Below are 20644 nucleotides of genomic sequence, written 5' to 3'. Positions count from 1 at the left end.
TGCGCGCACAACGAGCACCTTTGCGTAAAGCGATGCGAGCGCCGATCCTCAACCTGCTGCTGATCGCCGGCGTCACGGGCGCAAGCCTCGCGCAAGCTCAGACGCAAGGTCCGATAATTGCGCCCGCGCCACAGACGGCGGCCGCCTCGCCCGATGCGATCAAGCAGCGCGAGCAGGAGCTCGAGGCCGCCCGCGCGAGGCAGAAGAGCGCCGAGGAAGCGCAGGCCAAGCTCAAGGCCGAAATCACCTCGCTCGGCCAGGACCGCACCCAGCTCAATCAGCAGCTGATCGATACCGCAGCCAATGTGCGGGCCGTCGAGACCAAGATCGACGAAGCCGAAGCGCGGCTGCGCTCGCTCAACGGCCGCGAGCAGCAGATGCGCACCTCGCTGGAGTCGCGCCGCGCCGACATCGTCGAGGTGCTGGCGGCCCTGCAGCGCGCCGGCCGGCGCACGCCGCCGGCGCTGTTGGTGCGGCCAGAAGATGCGCTGCAATCACTGCGCACCGCCATGCTGCTCGGCGCCGTGGTGCCGGAATTGCGCGGCCGCGCCGAGAAGCTCGCCGGCGACCTCGGCGAGCTCGTGGCCTTGCGCAAGAACATCGCCGCCGAACGCGACCAGCTTGCCACCGACCGCGACAAGGTCCGCAACGACCAGACCCGGCTGACCGCCCTGGTCGACGAGCGGCAGCGTCAGCAGGCGTCGCGCGAAAAAGACCTAGACGCCGAGAACTCGCGCGCCATCGCGCTCTCCAGGCAGGTCGGCGATCTCCAGGGGCTGATCACCAAGATGGAGCAGGATCTGCAGAGCGCCGCCAAGGCCGCCGAGAAGGCGGCTGAGGCCGCCAAGCAGGCCGAGGCCAAGGCGGCCGCCAGCGCCAAGCCCGGTCCGGGCACTTTCAAGGACCGGTCCCGGACCACCCCGGCGATCGCCTTCGCGGCGGCCAAGGGGCTCCTGCCTCTCCCGGTTAACGGTAACAAGATCAGGGATTTTGGCGGTTCCGACGGGGTCGGCGGTGTCCAGAAGGGCATTTCGCTGGCAACCAGGCCCGGCTCCCAGGTCACGACGCCGTGTGATGGCTGGGTTGTCTATTCCGGCCCGTTCCGCAGCTATGGACAACTCTTGATCCTCAACGCCGGGGGCGGGTATCATGTCCTGATCGCCGGGATGGAGCGCATTTCGGTTAACATCGGTCAGTTTGTGCTCACGGGGGAGCCGGTCGCGACCATGGGATCGACCTCACAAGTCGCCTCCATTCTCGCCACGAACGCGAGTCAACCTGTGCTGTATGTCGAGTTCCGTAAGGACGGCACTCCAATCGATCCAGGCCCATGGTGGGCCGCAAATGAAGGCGAGAAGGTTCGCGGATGATGCGCAAGACTTCAGTTATCCTCCTCAGCGCGGCCACCGGTGCTGCGCTGACGCTGTTCGTGACCCAGCCGCGCGCGGTCTTCATGGGCTCCAGCGCGCGAGCCGCAACTGCAGACACTTATCGCCAGCTCAATCTGTTCGGCGATGTGTTCGAGCGCGTGCGCTCGGACTATGTCGAGAAGCCCGATGACACGAAGCTGATCGAATCCGCCATCAGCGGCATGCTCACCGGCCTCGATCCGCATTCGAGCTACATGGACGCCAAGAGCTTCCGCGACATGCAGGTGCAGACCCGCGGTGAGTTCGGCGGCCTCGGCATCGAAGTCACGATGGAGGACGGCCTGATCAAGGTGGTCTCGCCGATCGACGACACCCCCGCTTCGCGCGCCGGCGTCATGGCCAACGACATCATCACCAATCTCGACGACGAAGCCGTGCAGGGCCTGACCCTGAACCAGGCGGTCGAGAAGATGCGCGGTCCGGTCAACACCAAGATCAAGCTCAAGATCATCCGCAAGGGCCAGGACAATCCGATCGACGTCACCCTGGTGCGCGACAACATTCGCGTCCGCTCGGTGCGCGCGCGCATCGAGGCCGACGACATCGCCTATATCCGCATCACCACCTTCAACGAGCAGACCACCGAAGGCCTGAAGCGCGAGGTCGCCAACCTCTCGAATCAGATCGGCGACAAGCTCAAGGGCTACATCATCGATCTCCGCAACAACCCGGGCGGCCTGCTCGAGGAAGCGGTCACCGTCTCCGACTCGTTCCTGGAGAAGGGCGAGATCGTCTCGACCCGTGGCCGCAATGCCGAGGAGACCCAGCGCCGCACCGCGCATGCGGGCGACCTCACCAAGGGCAAGCCTGTTATCGTGCTGGTCAACGGCGGTTCGGCTTCGGCATCGGAAATCGTCGCCGGCGCGCTGCAGGACCACAAGCGCGCGACCATCGTCGGCACGCGCTCGTTCGGCAAGGGCTCGGTGCAGACCATCATTCCGCTCGGCTCGGGCAACGGCGCGCTGCGCCTGACCACGGCGCGCTACTACACGCCGTCGGGCAAGTCGATCCAGGCGAAGGGCATCGTGCCCGACATCGAAGTGCTCCAGGATGTGCCGGACGAGCTGAAGTCGCGCACCGACACCAAGGGCGAGGCTTCGCTGCGCGGCCATCTCAAGAACGACGGCGACGAGAAGACCGGCTCGCAGTCCTACGTCCCGCCGGACGCCAAGGACGACAAGGCGCTCAAGCTCGCGGACGACCTGCTCCACGGCATCAAGAACAGCGCCTCCGCGGCGCCGACGCCGGGCGACAACAAGGCCACGACCGACAAGCCCAAAGCGGCGAACTAAGTCGGCGCGTCACCTCATCTCTCGAAAAGGGCGGCTCCTGGAGCCGCCCTTTTTGCTTGGGGCTCCTGCTACCCCCGGCCTATCCCGGCCTGACGCCGCTTGACCTCGGCGTGGTATCGTCGGCGGGAGTGATTCGGGATCTCGCATGACTGAAACGGCCGATGATCTGAGCGCCCCGCTCGGACAGGACAAGCCGCGCCGGAAACGGCGGCTGCGGCTGCCGTTCACAGCCATGCAGGCCCTCACGGTCATGCTCGGCCTGTTCCTTGGTCGCCTTCGCCGGCTTCGCCATCTTCAACAAGGATCCGCTCGGCGGTGAGCCGATGACGCGGATTGCGATCCGCGAGCCCAGGGCCACCGACGAGAAGCCGGCCGCCGCGAGCCTTGGCCAGGAGAGCAAGCCAGAGAGCAAGCACGAGGCCAAGGAGGCGCCGAAGCAGGCGGGCGAGCAGAAGACCGTCACCATGATCGACGGTTCCACCGGCACGCGCCACGACGTGGTGATCGGTGGCGGCGATGCCGCCGACAAGGGGGACGCGGCAGCCGCCTCCGCCCCTCCGCCCGTCATGGCCGGGATCGACCCAAAACTGCTGGAAAAATCGCGCTACGGCATGATCCCCGTGACGGCCGAGGGCGCGAAGCCGTTCAACGTCTACGCGGCGGATGCCGACCGCGCCAAGGCGGCAAAGATGCCTGTGGTCGCGATCCTGATCGGCGGCCTTGGCGTCGGCGCGGCCAAGACCACCGACGCGATCATGCGGCTGCCGCCGGCGGTGACGCTGGCCTTCACGCCCTATGGCGCCGATCCCGGCAAGCTCGCCGAGCGGGCCCGCGCCCAGCGGCACGAGATCTTCCTCCAGATCCCGATGGAGCCCTACGACTTCCCGGACAACGACCCGGGCCCGCAGACGCTGCTGACCTCGCTCACCACCGACCAGAACATGGACCGCCTGTACTGGCACCTGAGCCGGATGCAGGGCTATGCCGGCCTCACCAATTTCATGGGCGCCCGTTTCGTGGCGACCGACGCCGCGATGCAGCCGATCATCCGCGAGGCGGCCAAGCGCGGCCTCGGCTTCTTCGACGACGGCTCCTCGCCGCGCAGCATCGCGCCCCAGGCCGCGGGCAGCCAGGCGATGCCGTTCGGCAAGGGCGATATCGCGATCGACGTGGTGCCGACCCCGGCGGAGATCGACCGCGCCCTGAACAAGCTCGAATCGATGGCGCGCGAGCGCGGCGTTGCAATCGGCACCGCCTCCGCCCTGCCGGTCTCGATCGAGCGCATCGGCAGCTGGACCAAGACATTGAGCGACCGTGGTATCCTTTTGGTGCCGTTGACAACCGCGATGCTGAAATCAAAATCTAGCTAAATCAACGGATTGGTACGTTACGGGCCCTCGGGACCGGCATACCCACCAAAAGCACGCGAGAGGTCTGGCGGAATGGCACGTTACGAGGATCTGCCCTACCGTACCTGCGTCGGTGTGATGCTGATCAACATGAAGGGTCTGGTGTTCATCGGCCGCCGCGCCGGTGGCATCGAGCATGTCGACGACGCCCATGTCTGGCAGATGCCGCAGGGCGGCGTCGATCCCGGCGAGGACACCTGGGATGCCGCCAAGCGCGAGCTCTATGAGGAGACCAGCGTGCGCTCGGTCGAGCGGCTCGGCGAGGTCCCGGACTGGCTCGTCTACGACATCCCGCGCACGGTTGCCGGGCGCGCCTGGAAGGGCCGCTATCGCGGCCAGCGCCAGAAATGGTTCGCGGTCCGGTTCACCGGCAAGGACAGCGAGATCAATGTCGAAAAGCCCGGCGGCGGCCACAAGGCCGAGTTCGTGAGCTGGCGCTGGGAGCCGATGAAGAACCTGACCGGTTTGATCATCCCGTTCAAGCGCCCGGTCTATGAGCGCGTGGTGAAGGAATTTTCCGCGCTGGCGGATGAATAAATCAAATCGTCATCCCGGGTTCGGTGCTAATGCATCGCCGGAATGACGATGAAAGACGCGCGCGTGACCAATCAAAAACCCTACCGTCCCAACGTGGGGATCGCCCTCTTCAATGCCGATGGCCGCGTGCTGATCGGCCACCGCTTCAAGGGCGACGGCCCCGAGATCATCCTGCCGGGCCTCGACTGGCAGATGCCGCAAGGTGGTGTCGATGAGGGCGAGAACCTGCGCGATGCGGCGCTGCGCGAACTTTGGGAAGAGACCAGCGTCAAGAGTGCGGACTATCTCGGCGAGACAGACTGGCTGACTTACGAGTTCCCGCCCTACGACGGGCCGCAGACGCATCGGCTGGCGAAGTTCCGCGGGCAGCGCCAGAAATGGTTCGCGCTGCGCTTCACCGGCCGCGATGACGAGATCGATCCGCTGACGCCGCGCAACGAACAGCCCGCGGAGTTCGACGCCTGGCGCTGGGAGCGGCTCGACCGCGTCACCGAGTTCGTGGTGCCGTTCCGTCGCGACGTCTACCGCGCGGTCGCGCAGCAGTTTGCGCCCTTCGCAAACTAAAACCGCGAAAACAACCCCATGCACAGTAGCCGGCGATTGCCGGCGCGATGCGCGGTGGTTGTGGCGAAGTTTTTGAAGCGTCAAAGAGAATCGGCCGCGGGGCACAAGCGGCGTGGCGGCCTACGTCCAGCAAGCTCTAATTCGTCGGTCCGACCGTGAACGGGCCGATCGCGATGACGTGGCAATCGCTGTCGCGCTTGGCGCAGTCGGCGAGCGCGGAGTTGACGGCGGTCTGCTCGTCCGCCACCTTCAGGCCGAGGCCCGGCCGGCCCGCGGTTCCGACCGCGACCGCGTTCCAGCCCATGCCATCGGCGAGCTTGCGTACGACCTCGGCCCGCGCGTCGGCGGCGATCGAGGCGTTGGAAGCGGCATGGAAGAAGCCGGTGATCCTGAGCAGGGTCGGGATCGGCACGACGAAATTGTCGTCGACCGCGACGATCAGACAGGCCATGCCGGCGATGGCGCCGCACGATTCCAGCGAACGCCGCGCCGAATCGTCGACGGATGACGCGCCCAGCACCATGAAATATTGACCGCCCGGGCCGAGCGCGATCGCGCGGGATTTCGCCGCCGGCACGAACATGTTCTCGAGCCGGACTTTTGCCGGATCGCGCACCATAGGAAAATCCTTCGGCACGAAGGCCCGCTCGGTCATGGCGTCGTGGCGCACCCAGGGCTGCGGCGGCATCGGCGGCTTGCCGTGCGTGTAGACGACGTCGTTGCCGACCGCATAGAGCTCGCAGCGCCGCGGCGATTGCGCGGCATCGGCGCGCTTCTGGCATTGCTCGAGCGCCATGTTGCGCGCGGCTTCCTCGGTCGGCTGGTTCAACGCCGCGCCTGTGAAGCCGCCGACATTGAGCGCGAAGGCCTTGTAGTCGCCGGAGGCGGAATAGTCGCCAGCCAGATAGTTGCGGATGCGCTCGTTGATGAAGGGCACGCTGTCGGCGGCCAGCTTGCCCGATAGCGGCGCGGCGGATGGTGAGGACGCGGGCATCGGCGCCATCGCAGCGCCGGCTGGGCTCATCGGAGCCATCGGCGCCTTTGCCATCTGGGTCGGCATCGGGCTCGGCGCCACGGCATCTGCCGCTGGCGCTGCGCTTGGCATTGCAGCACTTGGCGTCGCGGCCGGCGCGACTGCGGCGGTGACCGTCTGCTTGAGCTTGGTGTTGTAGAGGAAGCCGGTGACAAGGATGGCGACGACCGAGACGACGGCGACCACCAGCGGCCACATCCAGACGGGTGCCGCGGCCAGCTTGGAGGCGGGCTTCTTCAGTTTCGGCGTGGCGTAAGTGCCGTCCTCGCGCCGCATCGCCACCATGTAGGCATGCACCGGCGTCGGGATGTTCTTGATCTCCTGCGCGCCGATGTCGGCGAACTGCACCGACAGCTTGTTGGCGACCTGCTCGTGCACGGCGCGGGAGACGCAAATGCCGCCGACCTCGGCGAGGCCTTCGAGCCGGGCGGCGATATTGACGCCGTCACCGAGCAGATCGCCGTTGCGCTCGACCACGTCACCGATGGTGATGCCGATGCGGAACGACATCTGCCGGCTCGGCGGATAGGCCATGTTGCGGGTTCGCAGGGATTCCTGGATGTCGATCGCGCAACGCACCGCATCGACCGCGCTCGGAAACTCCGCGAGCACGGCGTCACCCGCCGTGTTGAAGATGCGGCCGTTGGCCTTCGCGATGAAGTCGTCGACGACCTCGCGATAGGAGGCGAGACGCCGCAGCGTCTCCTCTTCGTCTTCCGCGACCAGTCTTGAGTAACCGGCAATATCGGCTGCGAAAATCGCTGCGATCTTGCGTTTCATCTGCTGCCAGCCCCGAAACAAATTCGCGGGCGCAGAATGCCGCTATCGGCGGCGCGGTGCAACAAAGTTTCAGCGCCCGCCACTTTCGTGACGAGCGCTGAACCTGTTCAGGAATTTTTAGCTTGAGCCCCGGAGCAGTGCACCGGGGCTTAGTGCATAGCCGTGCTGTTGAGCTGCTGCTGGATGCTCTTGAAGTGGTCGAGCCGCTCGATGGCCTGATCGAGCTCGCCGCCCTCGTGCTCCTTCAGGCCGTCTTCCATCTCGGAGATGGTCGCGGCGAACTGGGCACGGTCGAGTTCGTCGAGCGACGTCGCGACGTCGGCGAGCACGGTGAGGCCCTTTTCGGAGACTTCGGCGAGACCGCCGAGCACGATGATCTTCACGTGCCTGCCGCCCGTGGTCACGGTGAGGATGCCGGGCCGGATCGCAGCCACGACCGGCGCATGTCCCGCCAGCACGCCGAAGTCACCCTCGACGCCGGGGATATCGACCTGATCGACCTGGCCCGAGAATGCGAGCTTTTCCGGCGAGACGAGATCGAAGTGGATGGTGGCCATTGGAAACCTGCGAATGGTGAGTAGCGAACGCGCGAGTGACGAGCAGCGAATGGCGAATAGATTCTACTCGCCACTCCCTATTCGCTATTCGCCAGCTTAGGCGGCTTCCGCCGCCAGCTTCTTGCCCTTCTCGACTGCCTCTTCGATGGTGCCGACCATGTAGAAGGCGGCTTCCGGCAGGTGGTCATACTTGCCTTCGCAGAGGCCGCGGAAGCCCTTGATGGTATCCGCGAGGTCGACGAACTTGCCGGGCGAGCCGGTGAAGATTTCGGCGACGTGGAACGGCTGCGACAGGAAGCGCTCGATCTTGCGGGCGCGGGCCACCGTCAGCTTGTCCTCTTCCGAAAGCTCGTCCATGCCGAGAATGGCGATGATGTCCTGGAGCGACTTGTAGCGCTGCAGCACCTGCTGGACCTGACGCGCGGTGTCGTAGTGCTCCTGACCGACGACGAGCGGCGAGAGCATGCGCGAGGTCGAGTCGAGCGGGTCCACCGCGGGGTAGATGCCCTTTTCCGAGATCGCGCGGTTCAACACCGTGGTCGCGTCCAGATGCGCGAACGAGGTCGCGGGCGCCGGGTCGGTCAAGTCGTCGGCCGGAACGTAGATGGCCTGCACCGAGGTGATCGAGCCCTTCTGCGTGGTGGTGATGCGCTCCTGCAGCGCGCCCATGTCGGTGGCGAGCGTCGGCTGATAACCCACCGCCGAAGGAATACGGCCGAGCAGCGCCGACACTTCCGAGCCGGCCTGGGTGAAGCGGAAGATGTTGTCGACGAAGAACAGCACGTCCTGGCCCTGGTCGCGGAAGTGCTCGGCGACGGTGAGACCGGTGAGGCCGACGCGGGCGCGGGCGCCCGGCGGCTCGTTCATCTGGCCGAACACCAGCGCGCACTTGGATTTCACGCTCGGATCCGGATTGTGCGGATCGGCGTTGACCTTGGACTCGATGAACTCGTGATAGAGGTCGTTGCCTTCGCGGGTACGCTCGCCGACGCCGGCGAACACGGAGTAACCACCGTGCGCCTTCGCGACGTTGTTGATCAGCTCCTGAATCAGCACGGTCTTGCCGACGCCGGCGCCGCCGAACAGGCCGATCTTGCCGCCCTTCGCATACGGAGCAAGAAGATCGACGACCTTGATGCCGGTGACGAGAATTTCAGCTTCGGTCGACTGGTCGGTGTAGCTCGGCGCTTCCTGGTGGATGGCGCGGAGACCTTCGGACTTGATCGGGCCGGCTTCGTCGATCGGCTCGCCGATGACGTTCATGATGCGGCCGAGCGTGCCGTCACCCACCGGAACCGCGATCGGCTGGCCGGTGTCGGTCACTTCCTGGCCGCGCACCAGACCTTCGGTCACGTCCATCGCGATCGTGCGGACGGTGGACTCACCGAGATGCTGCGCAACTTCCAGCACGAGGCGGATGTTGCCGTTCCGGGTTTCCAGCGAATTGAGAATGGCGGGCAGGTGGCCCTCGAACTGCACGTCGACGACGGCGCCCATGACCTGGGTGACGCGACCGACCTGGTTAGCTGCTGTAGCCATGAATAGCTCTCCTTCGAAATTCTGGACTTGAACGACCGTCGTTTGGTTCGTGCGTCAGACCGCCTCGGCGCCGGAGATGATCTCGATCAGCTCCTTGGTGATCTGGGCTTGACGGGTTCGGTTGTAGATCTGGGTTTGCTTGCGGATCATTTCGCCGGCATTGCGGGTGGCGTTGTCCATCGAACTCATCTGCGCGCCATAGAACGAAGCGTTGTTTTCCAGCAGCGCGCGGAAGATCTGCACCGCGATGTTGCGCGGCAACAGGCCGGACAGCAGTTCGTCCTCCTCCGGCTCGTAATCGTAGGACGTCGTCGGCGCGTTCGCCGCCTTTTCCTCGACGACCAGCGGGATGATCTGCTGCGCGGTCGGGATCTGGGCGATCACCGACTTGAACTGCGCGTAGAACAGCGTGCAGACGTCGAACTCACCGTTGTCGAAACGGGCCAGCACCTTCTTGGCGATGTCCTCGGCGTTGACGAAGCCGAGCTGACGAACGCTACGCAGGTCGAGGTGCTCGACGATCTGCTTGTCGAACAGGCGGCGGAGCTGCTCATAGCCCTTGCGGCCGACACAGAAGAATTTCACTTCCTTGCCCTGCGCGATCAGCGCCTGGGCGCGCTCGCGGGCGAGGCGCACGATCGAGGAGTTGAAGGCGCCGGACAGACCGCGCTCGCCGGTGCAGACCAGCAGCAGGTGGACCTGGTCCCTGCCGGTGCCGGCCAGCAGCGCCGGCGCGCCGGGCGAACCCGCAGCGGCGCTGGCGATGTTGGAGATCACCGCGCTCATCTTGTCGGCATAGGGCCGCGCCGCCTCGGCCGCTTGCTGGGCACGGCGCAACCTCGACGCCGCGACCATCTGCATCGCCTTGGTGATCTTCTGCGTCGCCTTGGTGGAGGCGATGCGGACGCGCATGTCTTTAAGTGACGCCATTCTTCGTCCCCGACGATCCGACCCTTTGGCCTGATCGCAAACCTATCCAGTCGTCATGCCCGGGCTCGCCCCGGGCATCCACGCGGTGCCTCACACGCCGTTAGACGTGGATGGCCGGGACAAGCCCGGCCATGACGGCATTTACGCGAAGCTCTTCGCGAAGCCTTCGACCACCGACTTCAGCTTGGCGGCGGTGTCGTCGGAGAGATCGCGGCTGTCGCGGATCGCGTTGAGGATCTCGGCGTTCTTGCCGCGCAGCAGCGACAGCAGACCGTCCTCGAACGCGCGCACCTTGTTGAGCGGGAGCGGATCGAGATAGCCGTTGGTGCCGGCCCAGATCACGCAGACCTGCTCTTCCATCTTCAGCGGCGCGAACTGCGGCTGCTTGAGCAGCTCGGTCAGGCGCGAACCGCGGTTGAGCAGGCGCTGGGTCGAGGCGTCGAGATCGGAGCCGAACTGCGCGAACGCCGCCATTTCGCGGTACTGCGCGAGCTCGCCCTTGATCTTGCCGGCGACCTTCTTGGTGGCCTTGGTCTGCGCGGACGAACCGACGCGCGACACCGACAGACCGACGTTCACCGCGGGACGGATGCCCTGGAAGAACAGGTCGGTTTCCAGGAAGATCTGGCCGTCGGTGATCGAGATGACGTTGGTCGGAATGTAGGCCGACACGTCGTTGGCCTGGGTTTCGATGACCGGCAGCGCCGTCAGCGAGCCCGAGCCCTGGTCCTTGTTCAGCTTCGCCGCGCGCTCGAGCAGGCGGGAGTGCAGATAGAACACGTCGCCCGGATAGGCTTCGCGGCCCGGCGGGCGGCGCAGCAGCAGCGACATCTGACGGTAGGCGACGGCCTGCTTGGACAGATCGTCATAGATGATGACGGCGTGCATGCCGTTATCGCGGAAGTACTCGCCCATGGTGCAGCCGGTGAACGGCGCGATGTACTGCATCGGAGCCGGATCCGAAGCGGTGGCGGCGACGATGATCGAGTATTCGAGCGCGCCCTGCTCTTCCAGCACCTTCACGAACTGGGCGACGGTCGAACGCTTCTGGCCGATCGCGACGTAGACGCAATACAGCTTGATGTTCTCGTCCGGCTGCGCGTTGAGCGGCTTCTGGTTCAGGATGGTGTCGAGCGCGATCGCGGTCTTGCCGGTCTGACGGTCGCCGATGATCAGCTCGCGCTGGCCACGGCCGATCGGGATCAGGGCGTCGATCGCCTTGAGGCCGGTCGCCATCGGCTCGCTCACCGACTTGCGCGGAATGATGCCGGGCGCCTTGACGTCGACGCGCATGCGCTTGTCGGCCTGGATCGGGCCCTTGCCGTCGATCGGGTTGCCGAGCGCGTCGACGACGCGGCCGAGCAGGCCCTTGCCGACCGGCGCGTCCACGATGGCGCGGGTGCGCTTGACGGTCTGGCCTTCCTTGATCTCGCGGTCGGCGCCGAAAATAACGATACCGACGTTGTCGGTTTCGAGGTTCAGCGCCATGCCGCGGGTGCCGTTCTCGAATTCGACCATTTCGCCGGCCTGGACGTTGTCCAGACCATAGACGCGGGCAATACCGTCGCCGACGGACAGCACCTGTCCGACTTCGGAGACTTCAGCTTCCTGGCCGAAATTCTTGATCTGGTCCTTCAGGATCGCGGAAATTTCCGCGGCGCGGATGTCCATCAGCCTGCCTCTTTCATCGCGTGCTTGATCGAATTGAGTTTGGTGCGAAGCGAACTATCGATCATGCGGCTGCCAAGCTTGACCACGAGGCCACCGATGATCGAGGGATCGACCTTCACGTTGAGCGCGACGTCCTTGCCGGTCACCGACTTCAGGGCAACCTTGAGGGCGTCGAGATTCTTGTCCGAAAGCGCCTCCGCCACGGTGACGTCGGCCGTCGTCTCGCCCTTGAACCTGGCGACGAGGGCGCGATAGGCGCGAATGACGTCAGCCACCGCGAACAGGCGGCGGTTGGCGGTCAGGACTTTCAGGAAATTGGCGGAGATGCCGGCGATGCCCGCCTTGTCCAGAACGGCCGAGAGGGCCCTGGACTGGGTATCGGCCGCAAACACCGGGCTGCGGACGAGGCGCGTCAGATCGGCGCTTTCGCTCAGCAAGCCCTCGAATTTATCGAGATCGGCTTTGACCTCGTCGACCACATTCTGGTCGCGGGCCAGTTCAAACAAGGCCGTTGCATAACGGCCGGACACACCGGAAACGGACGTATCTTCTGCAGCCACAGACGCGCTCTTTTTGCTGTCAAACTCGCAAGGGAAAAACCGTCGCCACAAAGCGGCGCCAAGCGATCCAAGCCCTTGGAATTCAAGCGGGACTTCGATTTTCGGCCGACACGGGAGGTGCCGGGTCCGTTAAAATCGCGGCTTTGCTAACATAGCAGGCGCGCACGTGCAACATGACGCCAAATTAAAGGCACGACCTTCTGTCGCCAGTTCGTCGCAGCCGACGGCACCGCGACAGCGGCCTGCCACGTCGCGGAATGACGCGCCCCCTCGGCGGCATCGCGGCCATTCGTTCCTGCCCTCAGCGCATAGCGGCCATGAACACGAATCGCTGAGGCGTGAGTCGGACGTGACGAGCGGCCTCCCCTGAATACTTTCCTAATTCTAAACATGAAGTATAATGACCTCGTTTTACAGTATTAATGAGTAATAAAATAGTTAAATAATTGTTAAAGCGAAAGATTCCAGAACATCGGCTGCAACATTGATGCCAATCACAGAATATTTCATGACGACACAGAACGGATTTACTGCCCAATTCACGCCTCATTAGGAATCGAAACGCGATCCCGCTCACAGACTTACGGGGGCTCCACTTGCCACATATGTGGCAATACTAGATTAGGGACCACTAAATGCTGTCTTTGAAGACGCTGGGCTCCGTGCCCCGGCCGCGCACGGCGATCGCTTTCGTTGCCGCCACTCTCCTCGTCGGTGGAACCGCCACCGAAGCTTCTGCCAAATCCCGGCATCACCACCGGTACTCTCACCATCATCACCGCCACCACGCCCAGAGCGATGCCAACACGACCTCCGATTGGCGCAACGCCAACGCGTCGATGACGCCGTCGTCGGGCACGGGCCGCAGCTTCTCCGGCATGGCCTCCTATTATGGCAACGAATCCGGCAGCCGGACTGCATCGGGCCAGCGCTTCAACCAGAACGCCATGACCGCAGCGCACCGTTCGCTGCCGTTCGGCACCAAGCTGCGCGTCACCCATGGCGGTTCGAGCGTCATCGTCACCATCAATGACCGTGGCCCGTTCATTCGCGGCCGCGTCCTCGACCTCTCCACGGGCGCTGCCCGCGCCATCGGCCTCACCGGCGCCGGCGTCGGCCGCGTCACCGCGGAAGTCGTCTCCTAAGGCGCCACCAGCGCCTCACCGACAAAGCGCAAATCTCGCCATCGTCCGCGGACGTGTGAGCGGCGAGACCAGTTCGGGCGAAACAAGCCCGCCGTCTTGGGGGACGGCGGGCTTTTTGATTCTTTCGTCATTGCGAGGAGCGCAGCGACGAAGCAATCCAGACTGCCTCCGCGGAGGGATTCTGGATTGCTTCGCTGCGCTCGCAATGACGGGGATGGATCGCAGCCTTACAAAAAGCTCTGCGGGTCGACGTCGACCTCGAGCTTTTGGTTGCCCTTCGGCTTCGGACACACCGCCAGCCAGTTGCGCAAATAGTCCGACAGATCGAAACCACGCGCCGATTTCACCAGGATGCGGAAACGGTAGCGACCCTTGATCACGGCGAGCGGGGCCTCCGCCGGTCCCAGCACCACGACGCGCTCGTCGCGCGGTGCGAGCGCAACGAGGCGGCGACCCAAACCTTCGGCGCTCGGGCGGTCGCCGGCCGAAATGATCAGGCTCGCGAGCCGGCCGAACGGCGGATAGAGCGTGCGCTCGCGCAGATCGATCTCGCTGTCGTAGAAGGCCTCGCGGTCGCAGGCGATCAGCGCCTTCATCACGGGATGATCGGGCTGGTGGGTCTGGAGATAGCCGACGCCGCGGCCCTGCTCGCGCCCGGCACGGCCGATCACCTGGTTGAGCAGCTGCCAGGTGCGTTCCGACGCGCGCGGATCGCCGTTGGACAGGCCCAGATCCGCGTCGACCACGCCGACGAGATTGAGCCGTGGAAAGTTGTGGCCCTTGGCGACGAGCTGCGTGCCGATGATGATGTCGACGCGGCCCTCCGCGATCTCGGTAAGCTCGGAGCGCATTGTCTCGATCGAGGTGATGAGATCGCTCGACAGCACCATGGTGCGCGCGTCGGGGAACAGCGCGGCCGCCTCTTCCTGCAAGCGTTCGACGCCCGGTCCGACCGCGACCAGCGATTCCTCCGCCGCGCAATGCGGGCAGGTCTGCGGGCGCGGCATCGAGAAGCCGCAATGGTGGCAGACCAGCCGCTGGCGAAAGCGGTGATCGACCAGCCAGGCATCGCAGATGGTGCAGGCGAAGCGATGGCCGCAGGCACGGCACAAGGTCAGCGGCGCATAGCCGCGGCGATTGAGGAACAGCAGCGCCTGCTCGCGCTTTTCGACCGCTTTTCTGATCTCGGAAGCCAGCCGCGGCGAGATATAGCGGCCGCGCGCGGGCGGCTCGCGGCGCATGTCGATCGCCTCGATATGCGGCATGTGCTGGCCGCCGAAGCGCGAGGGCAGCGCGATGCGCTGATAGCGGCTCTTGCGCGCATTGACCTCGGATTCGACCGACGGCGTGGCGGAGGCCAGCACGATCGGGATCTTGGCGATATGCGCGCGGACCACCGCCATGTCGCGGGCGTGATAATGCACGCCCTCGTCCTGCTTGTAGGCCTGGTCGTGCTCTTCATCGACCACGATGAGGCCGAGATTGGCGTACGGCAGAAACAGCGCCGAGCGCGCGCCGACCACGACCGGCGCACTGCCATCGGAGATCGCGGCCCAGTTGCGTGCGCGGGTGCGCGGCGTCAGCTCGGAGTGCCATTCGATCGGACGCACGCCAAAGCGCTGCGCGAAGCGGTCGAGGAACTGGCCGGTCAGCGCGATCTCCGGCATCAGGATCAGAGTCTGCTTGCCGCGGCGGATGGTCTCTGCAATCGCCTCGAAATAGACCTCGGTTTTGCCGGAGCCGGTGACGCCGTCGAGCAGCGCAACGTGAAAGGTGCCGTTGGCGGCGAGCGCGCGCATTGCATCCACCCCGGCGCGCTGGAGCGGTGAAAAATCCGGCTGGCCAAAATCCGGATCGGGTGCCGGCGGCGGCGGAGGCGGCGGCATCGGCTCGACCGTGAGCGTGCCTTCGTCGACGAGGCCGTCGATCACGCCGGCCGAGACCCCTGCTTCCTTGGCGGCCTCGGACTTGCCGTGCAGCAGGCGATCCGACAGCAGCTCGATCACGCGCTGCCGCGCCGGCGTCAGCCGTCGCGGCGGATCGCCGACCAGGCGCACACCGGCGCGCACCCGCTCCGGGCCGAGATTCTCGCCCATGCGCAGGCACATCCGCAGCACCATGCCGCGCGGGCTCAGCGTGTAATTGGCGACCCAGTCGACGACCGAGCGCAGCTCAGGCTTCAGCGGAGGAAGATCGAGCTTTTCGCTGACCTCCTTGAGCCGGTTGTGCAGGCGCGGGTCGGGATTGGCGTTCTCCGCCCAGACCACGGCCAGCACCTCGCGCGGGCCGAGCGGCACGCCGACGAGATCGCCCGCCTTCAGCTCCATCCCCCGCGGCACCTTGTAGGAATAGGTCTGGTCGAGCGCGACCGGCACCAGCACGTCGACCATGCGGGTCGCGTTGGCGGGGGTGGTCGTGCTGCGCGACGAATGATCCATCAAAGATCTTTGGAGGGAGAATCGGAACCTTGGGCCTTGAGGCTAGCGCCCAGGGGCGGCCTTAGCGAACAGTAAACGGGTGTGATGCGATATACTGAGTGGAATCATTACGTCCAGAGCGCATGAGCAAAGCGGCCGCCCCCCCAATCGAGCTCGCCAGCGCCGATCCCTCGATCGCGCAGGAGATGACGCGCTGGCTGTCGCATCTTGGCGCCGAGCGGCGGCTGTCGCCGAAGACGCTGGAGGCCTATGGCCGCGACCTGCGGCAATGCCTGGATTTCCTTTGCGCCCATTGGGGCGAGCGCGTGACGCTGGCGCGCTTTGCCGCGCTGGAAGCCACCGACATCCGCGCCTTCATGGCGATGCGCCGCGCCGACGACATTGCCGGCCGCTCGCTGATGCGCGCGCTGGCGGGCTTGCGCTCGTTCGGCCGTTTCCTCGAACGCGAAGGCAAGGGCAAGGTCGGCGCACTCTCGGCTATCCGCGCGCCCAAGGTGGCCAAGACTTTGCCGAAGCCGCTGCCGATGGCATCCGCAAAACGTCTCGCCGATGCCGACGAGCGCGCCGGCGAGGAACGCGAGACGTGGGTTCTGGCCCGCGACGCCGCGGTGATGGCGCTCTTGTATGGCTCGGGCCTGCGCATCTCCGAAGCGCTGGGGTTGAAGCGCCGCGAGGTGCCGCGTCCCGGCGAAGGCGACGTGCTGATCGTGACAGGCAAAGGCAACAAGACCCGCATGGTGCCGGTGCTGCAGAACGTGCTCGCGCTCGTGCAGGAATACGTTGCGATGTGCCCCTATCCGCTGCCGGCGGAAGGCCCGATCTTCCTCGGCGCGCGCGGCGGGCCCTTGAGCCCGCGCATCATCCAGCTCGCGATGGAGCGGCTGCGCGGCGCGCTCGGCCTGCCCGACAGCGCGACGCCTCACGCGCTCCGGCATTCCTTCGCGACGCATCTGCTGTCGCGTGGCGGCGACCTGCGCGCGATCCAGGAGCTGTTGGGTCACTCCTCGCTCTCGACCACGCAGATCTACACCGGCATCGATTCGGAGCGGCTGCTCGAAGTCTATGCGAGCGCCCATCCGCGGCGATGAACCTGACATGAAGCTGTCATAGCGCGCGTGCCTCTTGCGCGGCGCCCGCGGTTCGGTCAATCGTGGGGAACCGCGACTGGAGGGAATCATGAGCGCACACGAAAGCATGGAGCATGCCGAACACGCCGAGCACGCGTCCGGATCGAACAAGAAGATCGCTCTTCTGATCGCCGTGCTGGCGCTGTTCCTGGCGATCTCCGAGACGCTCGGCAAGGGCGCCCAGACTGAATCGATCAGCAAGAACGTCGAGTCCGCCAATCTCTGGGCGTTCTTCCAGGCCAAGACCATCCGCCGCACCGTGGTGCTGACCGCATCCGAGCAGGGCAAGCTCACGCTCGCCGCCGCCGACGAGGCTCAGAAGCCGGCGGTGCAGAAGCAGGTCGACGACTGGACCAAGACCGCGCAGCGCTATCGCTCAGAGCCCGAGACCGGCGAAGGCACCGAGCAGCTCGCCGAGAAGGCCAAGCACGCCGAGCACGAGCGCGACGAGGCGACCGCGAAATATCATCACTTCGAGCTGGCCTCCGCCGCCTTCCAGATCGGCATCGTTCTGGCCTCGGCCACCATCATCACCGGCATGATCGCGCTCGCTTATGTCGCCGGCGTCCTGACCCTGGCCGGCCTCCTCATGACCGCGCTCGGCCTGTGGTGGCCGCATCTGGTGCATTTGCATTAGCGGCGTTGAGGCGCGCGCAGCCGTCACATCTTGGGTGTCATGCCCCGCGAAAGCGGGGCATCCAGTACGCCGCAGCTTCTCGGTTCTAGCCTTACCGTCGCTGGAATACTGGATTGCCCGCCTTCGCGGGCTATGACACCGAGTATGTGACGATGACAGTGTGTATGTCGCGAGCAGCTAGCGCGCCTGGTGCACGCTCTTGCGAAAGCGCTGGATCAGGCGGAGCGTACGGGCGGACCAGCCTTCGCCGTTGCCGGCGATCAGCTCGCGGATGCGCTGCTTGATCGGGTCGACCAGCTCGGCGGCCTTGGCGCGCAGCTTCATCACGAGATCGTAGAGCCGCTCGAACCAGTGCATCTCCATCAGCTTGTCGCGCGTCACGTCGAACACGAAGGCGGTGACGCCGACGCCGAGCAGCTTTGCGAACAGAAACGTGGATACGCCGCTCAGCCAGTATTCATGCGTGAGCAGATACAGGCCCATCAGCTTGAGCGGAAACAGCGGGATGATCGGCACCGCGAACACGATCAGTGTCATGGCCGGCGGCAGCGCATCGACGCGCTCCGTCAGCCATTGCTTGAAGCGTGCGAGCGGGATGGCTGCGACAACCCGCGCGACGATCGGCTCGAGATGGTCCCACAGCCAGGCTTCGATCAGGAAGATGATCGCCAGCAGGACCCAGACCGGTTGAAGTAGGCGGCGCAGCATGTGTTTCCCGCCCGATTCGACGCTAGGCGCGTCGCCTACATATGGATGGCCCGCTTGCCCACCGCAAGCGCGGCTTCCTTGATGGCCTCTGAACGGGTCGGATGCGCGTGGCAGGTGCGCGCAAGATCTTCCGCGCTGCCGCCAAACTCCATGAGAACGCAGGCCTCATGGATCATTTCGCCGGCTTCACGGCCGATAATGTGCACGCCGAGCACGCGATCGGTCTTCGCATCTGCGAGAATCTTCACGAAGCCGTCGGTGGTCTGGTTGACCTTGGAGCGGCCGTTGGCGGTAAAGGGAAACTTCCCAACGGTATACGCTTGACCCGCCTGCTTCAGCTCCTCCTCGGTCTTGCCGACGGAGGACACTTCTGGCGTGGTATACACGACGCCTGGGATAACGTCGTAGTTCACGTGGCCGGCCTGCCCTGCGATGATCTCCGCAACGGCTACGCCTTCATCCTCGGCCTTGTGCGCGAGCATCGGGCCCGCGACGACGTCGCCGATGGCATAGACGCCCTTCACGCTGGTCGCGAAATGCGGATCGATCTGCACGCGGCCGCGATTGTCCAGCGCCACGCCGGCTTCCTTCAGGCCGAGCCCATCCGTGTACGGCACGCGACCGATGCAGACGAGAACGACGTCGGCTTCCAGCGTCTCGGCAGCGCCGCCGGCCGCAGGCTCGATGGTCGCCTTCAGCGACTTGCCGGAGGTGTCGACGGCGGTGACCTTGGCGCCGAGCTTGAATGCAAAGCCCTGCTTCTCCAGGATGCGCTGGAATTGCTTGGCGATCTCGCCATCCATGCCGGGCAGGATGCGATCGAGGAATTCGACGACGACGACTTCAGCGCCGAGCCGCTTCCACACCGAGCCGAGTTCGAGGCCGATCACGCCGGCGCCGACGATCAAGAGCTTGCCGGGGACCTTGTCCAGCGACAGCGCGCCGGTGGACGACACGATGCGCTTCTCGTCGATCTCGATGCCCTTGAGGCGCGCGATGTCGGAGCCGGTCGCGATGACGATGTTCTTGGTCTCGACCACTTGCGACTTGCCGTCGGCGGACACTTCCACCTTGCCGGTGCCCAGGATCTTGCCGGTGCCCTTGAGCACGTCGATCTTGTTCTTCTTCATCAGGAACTCGACACCCTTGACGTTGCCGTCGATGCCCTGCTGCTTGAAGTTCATCATCGCCGGAAGCTCGAGCTTCGGCGCGGAAACGGAAACGCCCATCTTGGCGAAGGAGTGCGCGGCTTCCTCGAACATTTCGGACGCGTGCAGCAGCGCCTTCGATGGCATGCAGCCGACGTTCAGGCAGGTGCCGCCGAGCGTGGCGTCCTTTTCGACCACGGCGACTTTCATGCCGAGCTGGGCCGCGCGCACCGCGCAGACATAACCGCCAGGTCCGGTGCCGATGACGACGAGATCGTAGGTAGCCATGAGAGAAAGTCCCGTAAGTTTAGCGTGATGAGGATGTGTCAGCGTCCGCCGGACACATCGAGAATGGCCGAGGTGACGTAGGAGGCTTCGTCCGACATCAGCCAGACGATGGCGTTGGCGATTTCGTCGGCGGTACCGACGCGCTTCATCGGCACCATATGGGCCAGACGATGGGCGCGATCGGGCTCGCCGCCGGCGGCGTGGATTTCGGTGTCGATCAGGCCGGGGCGGATGCCCGCGACACGAATGCCTTCGCCTGCGACCTCATAGCCGAGACCGACGGTGAAGGAATCGATCGCGCCCTTGGACGCGGCATAGTCGACATAGGTATTCGGCGCACCAAGTCTGGCAGCGACCGATGACAGATTGACGATGACGCCGCCCTGGCCGCCGTGCTTGGTCGACATCCGCTTCACCGCTTCGCGCGCGCAGAGGATGGAGCCGGTGACGTTGACGGCCATCACGCGCCGGATGCGCTCCGCCGACATCTCGTCGACGCGCACGCCGCTCTGGCCGACGATGCCGCCATTGTTGACGAGTGCACCGAGCGTGCCGAACTTGTCGGCAGCCTTGAACAGCTCGATGATGTCGCTTTCCTCGGCGACATCGCATTTCACCGCGATGGCCTTGCCGTTGCTGGCCGCGATCTGGGCGACCACCTCGTCAGCAGCCGTTTTGTTGCTGGCGTAGCCGACGACGACACGGAAGCCGCGCGCGGCCGCCGCAATCGCGGTCGCCCGCCCGATGCCGCGGCTGCCGCCGGTGATGACAACGACTTTATCCGTCACGCGCGCCTCCATGGTTCGACCCGCGCCGTCGCACGATTAAGGCGACGGCGCTCGCAGAGCTTC

17 protein-coding genes and 1 pseudogene are annotated in these 20644 nt (G+C 65.2%); 8 read left to right on the top strand and 10 right to left on the bottom strand.

Annotated features, from left to right (window positions below; genetic code table 11):
* The first annotated feature begins 32 nt into the window (after positions 1–32).
* The 5 genes and pseudogenes from ACVJ5M_RS05320 to ACVJ5M_RS05300 all read left to right on the top strand — a co-directional run bounded on the left by ACVJ5M_RS05320 (position 33) and on the right by ACVJ5M_RS05300 (position 5232).
* Positions 33–1370 carry a murein hydrolase activator EnvC family protein gene (locus ACVJ5M_RS05320; RefSeq protein ID WP_063980429.1) on the top strand — a complete coding sequence of 446 codons (1338 nt, stop codon included), beginning with the start codon at positions 33–35 and terminating at the stop codon, positions 1368–1370.
* Positions 1367–2722, top strand: coding sequence for a S41 family peptidase (locus ACVJ5M_RS05315; protein WP_014490597.1), 1356 nt, complete (start codon positions 1367–1369; stop codon positions 2720–2722). Before ACVJ5M_RS05320 ends, ACVJ5M_RS05315 begins: the two co-directional genes overlap by 4 nt.
* A gap of 145 nt (positions 2723–2867) precedes the next feature.
* Positions 2868–4092, top strand: a pseudogene (locus ACVJ5M_RS05310) (divergent polysaccharide deacetylase family protein).
* A gap of 72 nt (positions 4093–4164) precedes the next feature.
* Entirely contained in the window at positions 4165–4668 is a 504-nt protein-coding gene (locus tag ACVJ5M_RS05305) for an RNA pyrophosphohydrolase (protein WP_063980427.1), read from the top strand.
* Positions 4669–4731: 63 nt separating this feature from the next.
* The gene (locus ACVJ5M_RS05300) at positions 4732–5232 is read left to right on the top strand and encodes an RNA pyrophosphohydrolase (protein ID WP_063985996.1); all 501 of its coding nucleotides are present in this window, start codon (positions 4732–4734) and stop codon (positions 5230–5232) included.
* A 136-nt stretch (positions 5233–5368) separates the two neighbouring features.
* On the opposite strand, the gene ACVJ5M_RS05295 is transcribed toward ACVJ5M_RS05300, so the two are convergent.
* From ACVJ5M_RS05295 to ACVJ5M_RS05270, 6 genes are all read right to left on the bottom strand, one after another.
* Positions 5369–7045: an adenylate/guanylate cyclase domain-containing protein gene (locus ACVJ5M_RS05295; protein WP_063980426.1), complete on the bottom strand. Its 1677-nt coding sequence runs from the start codon at positions 7043–7045 to the stop codon at positions 5369–5371.
* A 149-nt stretch (positions 7046–7194) separates the two neighbouring features.
* On the bottom strand, positions 7195–7602 hold the full coding sequence (locus tag ACVJ5M_RS05290; protein ID WP_063980425.1) for a F0F1 ATP synthase subunit epsilon: 408 nt from the start codon (positions 7600–7602) through the stop codon (positions 7195–7197).
* 96 nt (positions 7603–7698) lie between these two features.
* The gene (gene atpD / locus ACVJ5M_RS05285) at positions 7699–9141 is read right to left on the bottom strand and encodes a F0F1 ATP synthase subunit beta (RefSeq protein WP_063980424.1); all 1443 of its coding nucleotides are present in this window, start codon (positions 9139–9141) and stop codon (positions 7699–7701) included.
* 54 nt (positions 9142–9195) lie between these two features.
* Positions 9196–10071: a F0F1 ATP synthase subunit gamma gene (locus ACVJ5M_RS05280; RefSeq protein ID WP_063980423.1), complete on the bottom strand. Its 876-nt coding sequence runs from the start codon at positions 10069–10071 to the stop codon at positions 9196–9198.
* Between the two features lie 141 nt (positions 10072–10212).
* On the bottom strand, positions 10213–11742 hold the full coding sequence (gene atpA, locus ACVJ5M_RS05275; protein WP_063980422.1) for a F0F1 ATP synthase subunit alpha: 1530 nt from the start codon (positions 11740–11742) through the stop codon (positions 10213–10215).
* Positions 11742–12302: a F0F1 ATP synthase subunit delta gene (locus tag ACVJ5M_RS05270; RefSeq protein WP_063980421.1), complete on the bottom strand. Its 561-nt coding sequence runs from the start codon at positions 12300–12302 to the stop codon at positions 11742–11744. The genes atpA and ACVJ5M_RS05270 overlap by 1 nt, the downstream gene beginning before the upstream one ends.
* A 635-nt stretch (positions 12303–12937) precedes the next feature.
* On the opposite strand from ACVJ5M_RS05270, the gene ACVJ5M_RS05265 reads away from it, so the two are divergent.
* Complete coding sequence (locus ACVJ5M_RS05265; RefSeq protein WP_028150468.1) at positions 12938–13447, top strand: septal ring lytic transglycosylase RlpA family protein; 510 nt, start codon at positions 12938–12940, stop codon at positions 13445–13447.
* Positions 13448–13674: 227 nt separating this feature from the next.
* Here ACVJ5M_RS05265 and ACVJ5M_RS05260 read toward each other — a convergent pair whose 3' ends face one another.
* Positions 13675–15885 (bottom strand): primosomal protein N', encoded by a 2211-nt coding sequence (locus ACVJ5M_RS05260; protein ID WP_063980420.1) that lies wholly within the window; start codon positions 15883–15885, stop codon positions 13675–13677.
* 122 nt (positions 15886–16007) lie between these two features.
* Here ACVJ5M_RS05260 and ACVJ5M_RS05255 point away from each other — a divergent pair, with 122 nt between their 5' ends.
* Both ACVJ5M_RS05255 and ACVJ5M_RS05250 read left to right on the top strand, forming a co-directional pair.
* Complete coding sequence (locus ACVJ5M_RS05255; RefSeq protein ID WP_063980419.1) at positions 16008–16973, top strand: tyrosine recombinase XerC; 966 nt, start codon at positions 16008–16010, stop codon at positions 16971–16973.
* A gap of 88 nt (positions 16974–17061) precedes the next feature.
* Positions 17062–17649: a DUF4337 domain-containing protein gene (locus tag ACVJ5M_RS05250; RefSeq protein ID WP_063980418.1), complete on the top strand. Its 588-nt coding sequence runs from the start codon at positions 17062–17064 to the stop codon at positions 17647–17649.
* Positions 17650–17826: 177 nt separating this feature from the next.
* On the opposite strand, the gene ACVJ5M_RS05245 is transcribed toward ACVJ5M_RS05250, so the two are convergent.
* Genes ACVJ5M_RS05245 through ACVJ5M_RS05235 form a run of 3 tightly spaced genes read right to left on the bottom strand, consistent with a single transcriptional unit; the run spans position 17827 to position 20593 of the window.
* Positions 17827–18357, bottom strand: a complete 531-nt coding sequence (locus tag ACVJ5M_RS05245) for a hypothetical protein (RefSeq protein ID WP_063980417.1) — start codon at positions 18355–18357, stop codon at positions 17827–17829.
* A gap of 35 nt (positions 18358–18392) precedes the next feature.
* Positions 18393–19793, bottom strand: a complete 1401-nt coding sequence (gene lpdA / locus ACVJ5M_RS05240; protein WP_063980416.1) for a dihydrolipoyl dehydrogenase — start codon at positions 19791–19793, stop codon at positions 18393–18395.
* A gap of 38 nt (positions 19794–19831) precedes the next feature.
* Positions 19832–20593 carry an SDR family oxidoreductase gene (locus tag ACVJ5M_RS05235; protein ID WP_094183824.1) on the bottom strand — a complete coding sequence of 254 codons (762 nt, stop codon included), beginning with the start codon at positions 20591–20593 and terminating at the stop codon, positions 19832–19834.
* Between the last annotated feature and the right edge of the window lie 51 nt (positions 20594–20644).

It is taken from the genome of Bradyrhizobium sp. S3.7.6 (assembly GCF_054061875.1).
This window is presented reverse-complemented; position numbering and strand designations above follow the sequence as displayed.

Bases quoted from the DNA above. Each gene is read 5' to 3' on its own strand.
- ACVJ5M_RS05320 (WP_063980429.1), top strand. From the start codon at position 33: ATGCGAGCGCCGATCCTCAACCTGCTGCTGATCGCCGGCGTCACGGGC.
- ACVJ5M_RS05315 (WP_014490597.1), top strand. From the start codon at position 1,367: ATGATGCGCAAGACTTCAGTTATCCTCCTCAGCGCGGCCACCGGTGCT.
- ACVJ5M_RS05305 (WP_063980427.1), top strand. From the start codon at position 4,165: ATGGCACGTTACGAGGATCTGCCCTACCGTACCTGCGTCGGTGTGATG.
- ACVJ5M_RS05295 (WP_063980426.1), bottom strand. From the start codon at position 7,045: ATGAAACGCAAGATCGCAGCGATTTTCGCAGCCGATATTGCCGGTTAC.
- ACVJ5M_RS05290 (WP_063980425.1), bottom strand. From the start codon at position 7,602: ATGGCCACCATCCACTTCGATCTCGTCTCGCCGGAAAAGCTCGCATTC.
- atpD (WP_063980424.1), bottom strand. From the start codon at position 9,141: ATGGCTACAGCAGCTAACCAGGTCGGTCGCGTCACCCAGGTCATGGGC.
- ACVJ5M_RS05280 (WP_063980423.1), bottom strand. From the start codon at position 10,071: ATGGCGTCACTTAAAGACATGCGCGTCCGCATCGCCTCCACCAAGGCG.
- atpA (WP_063980422.1), bottom strand. From the start codon at position 11,742: ATGGACATCCGCGCCGCGGAAATTTCCGCGATCCTGAAGGACCAGATC.
- ACVJ5M_RS05265 (WP_028150468.1), top strand. From the start codon at position 12,938: ATGCTGTCTTTGAAGACGCTGGGCTCCGTGCCCCGGCCGCGCACGGCG.
- ACVJ5M_RS05260 (WP_063980420.1), bottom strand. From the start codon at position 15,885: ATGGATCATTCGTCGCGCAGCACGACCACCCCCGCCAACGCGACCCGC.
- ACVJ5M_RS05255 (WP_063980419.1), top strand. From the start codon at position 16,008: ATGAGCAAAGCGGCCGCCCCCCCAATCGAGCTCGCCAGCGCCGATCCC.
- ACVJ5M_RS05250 (WP_063980418.1), top strand. From the start codon at position 17,062: ATGAGCGCACACGAAAGCATGGAGCATGCCGAACACGCCGAGCACGCG.
- ACVJ5M_RS05245 (WP_063980417.1), bottom strand. From the start codon at position 18,357: ATGCTGCGCCGCCTACTTCAACCGGTCTGGGTCCTGCTGGCGATCATC.
- lpdA (WP_063980416.1), bottom strand. From the start codon at position 19,793: ATGGCTACCTACGATCTCGTCGTCATCGGCACCGGACCTGGCGGTTAT.
- ACVJ5M_RS05235 (WP_094183824.1), bottom strand. From the start codon at position 20,593: ATGGAGGCGCGCGTGACGGATAAAGTCGTTGTCATCACCGGCGGCAGC.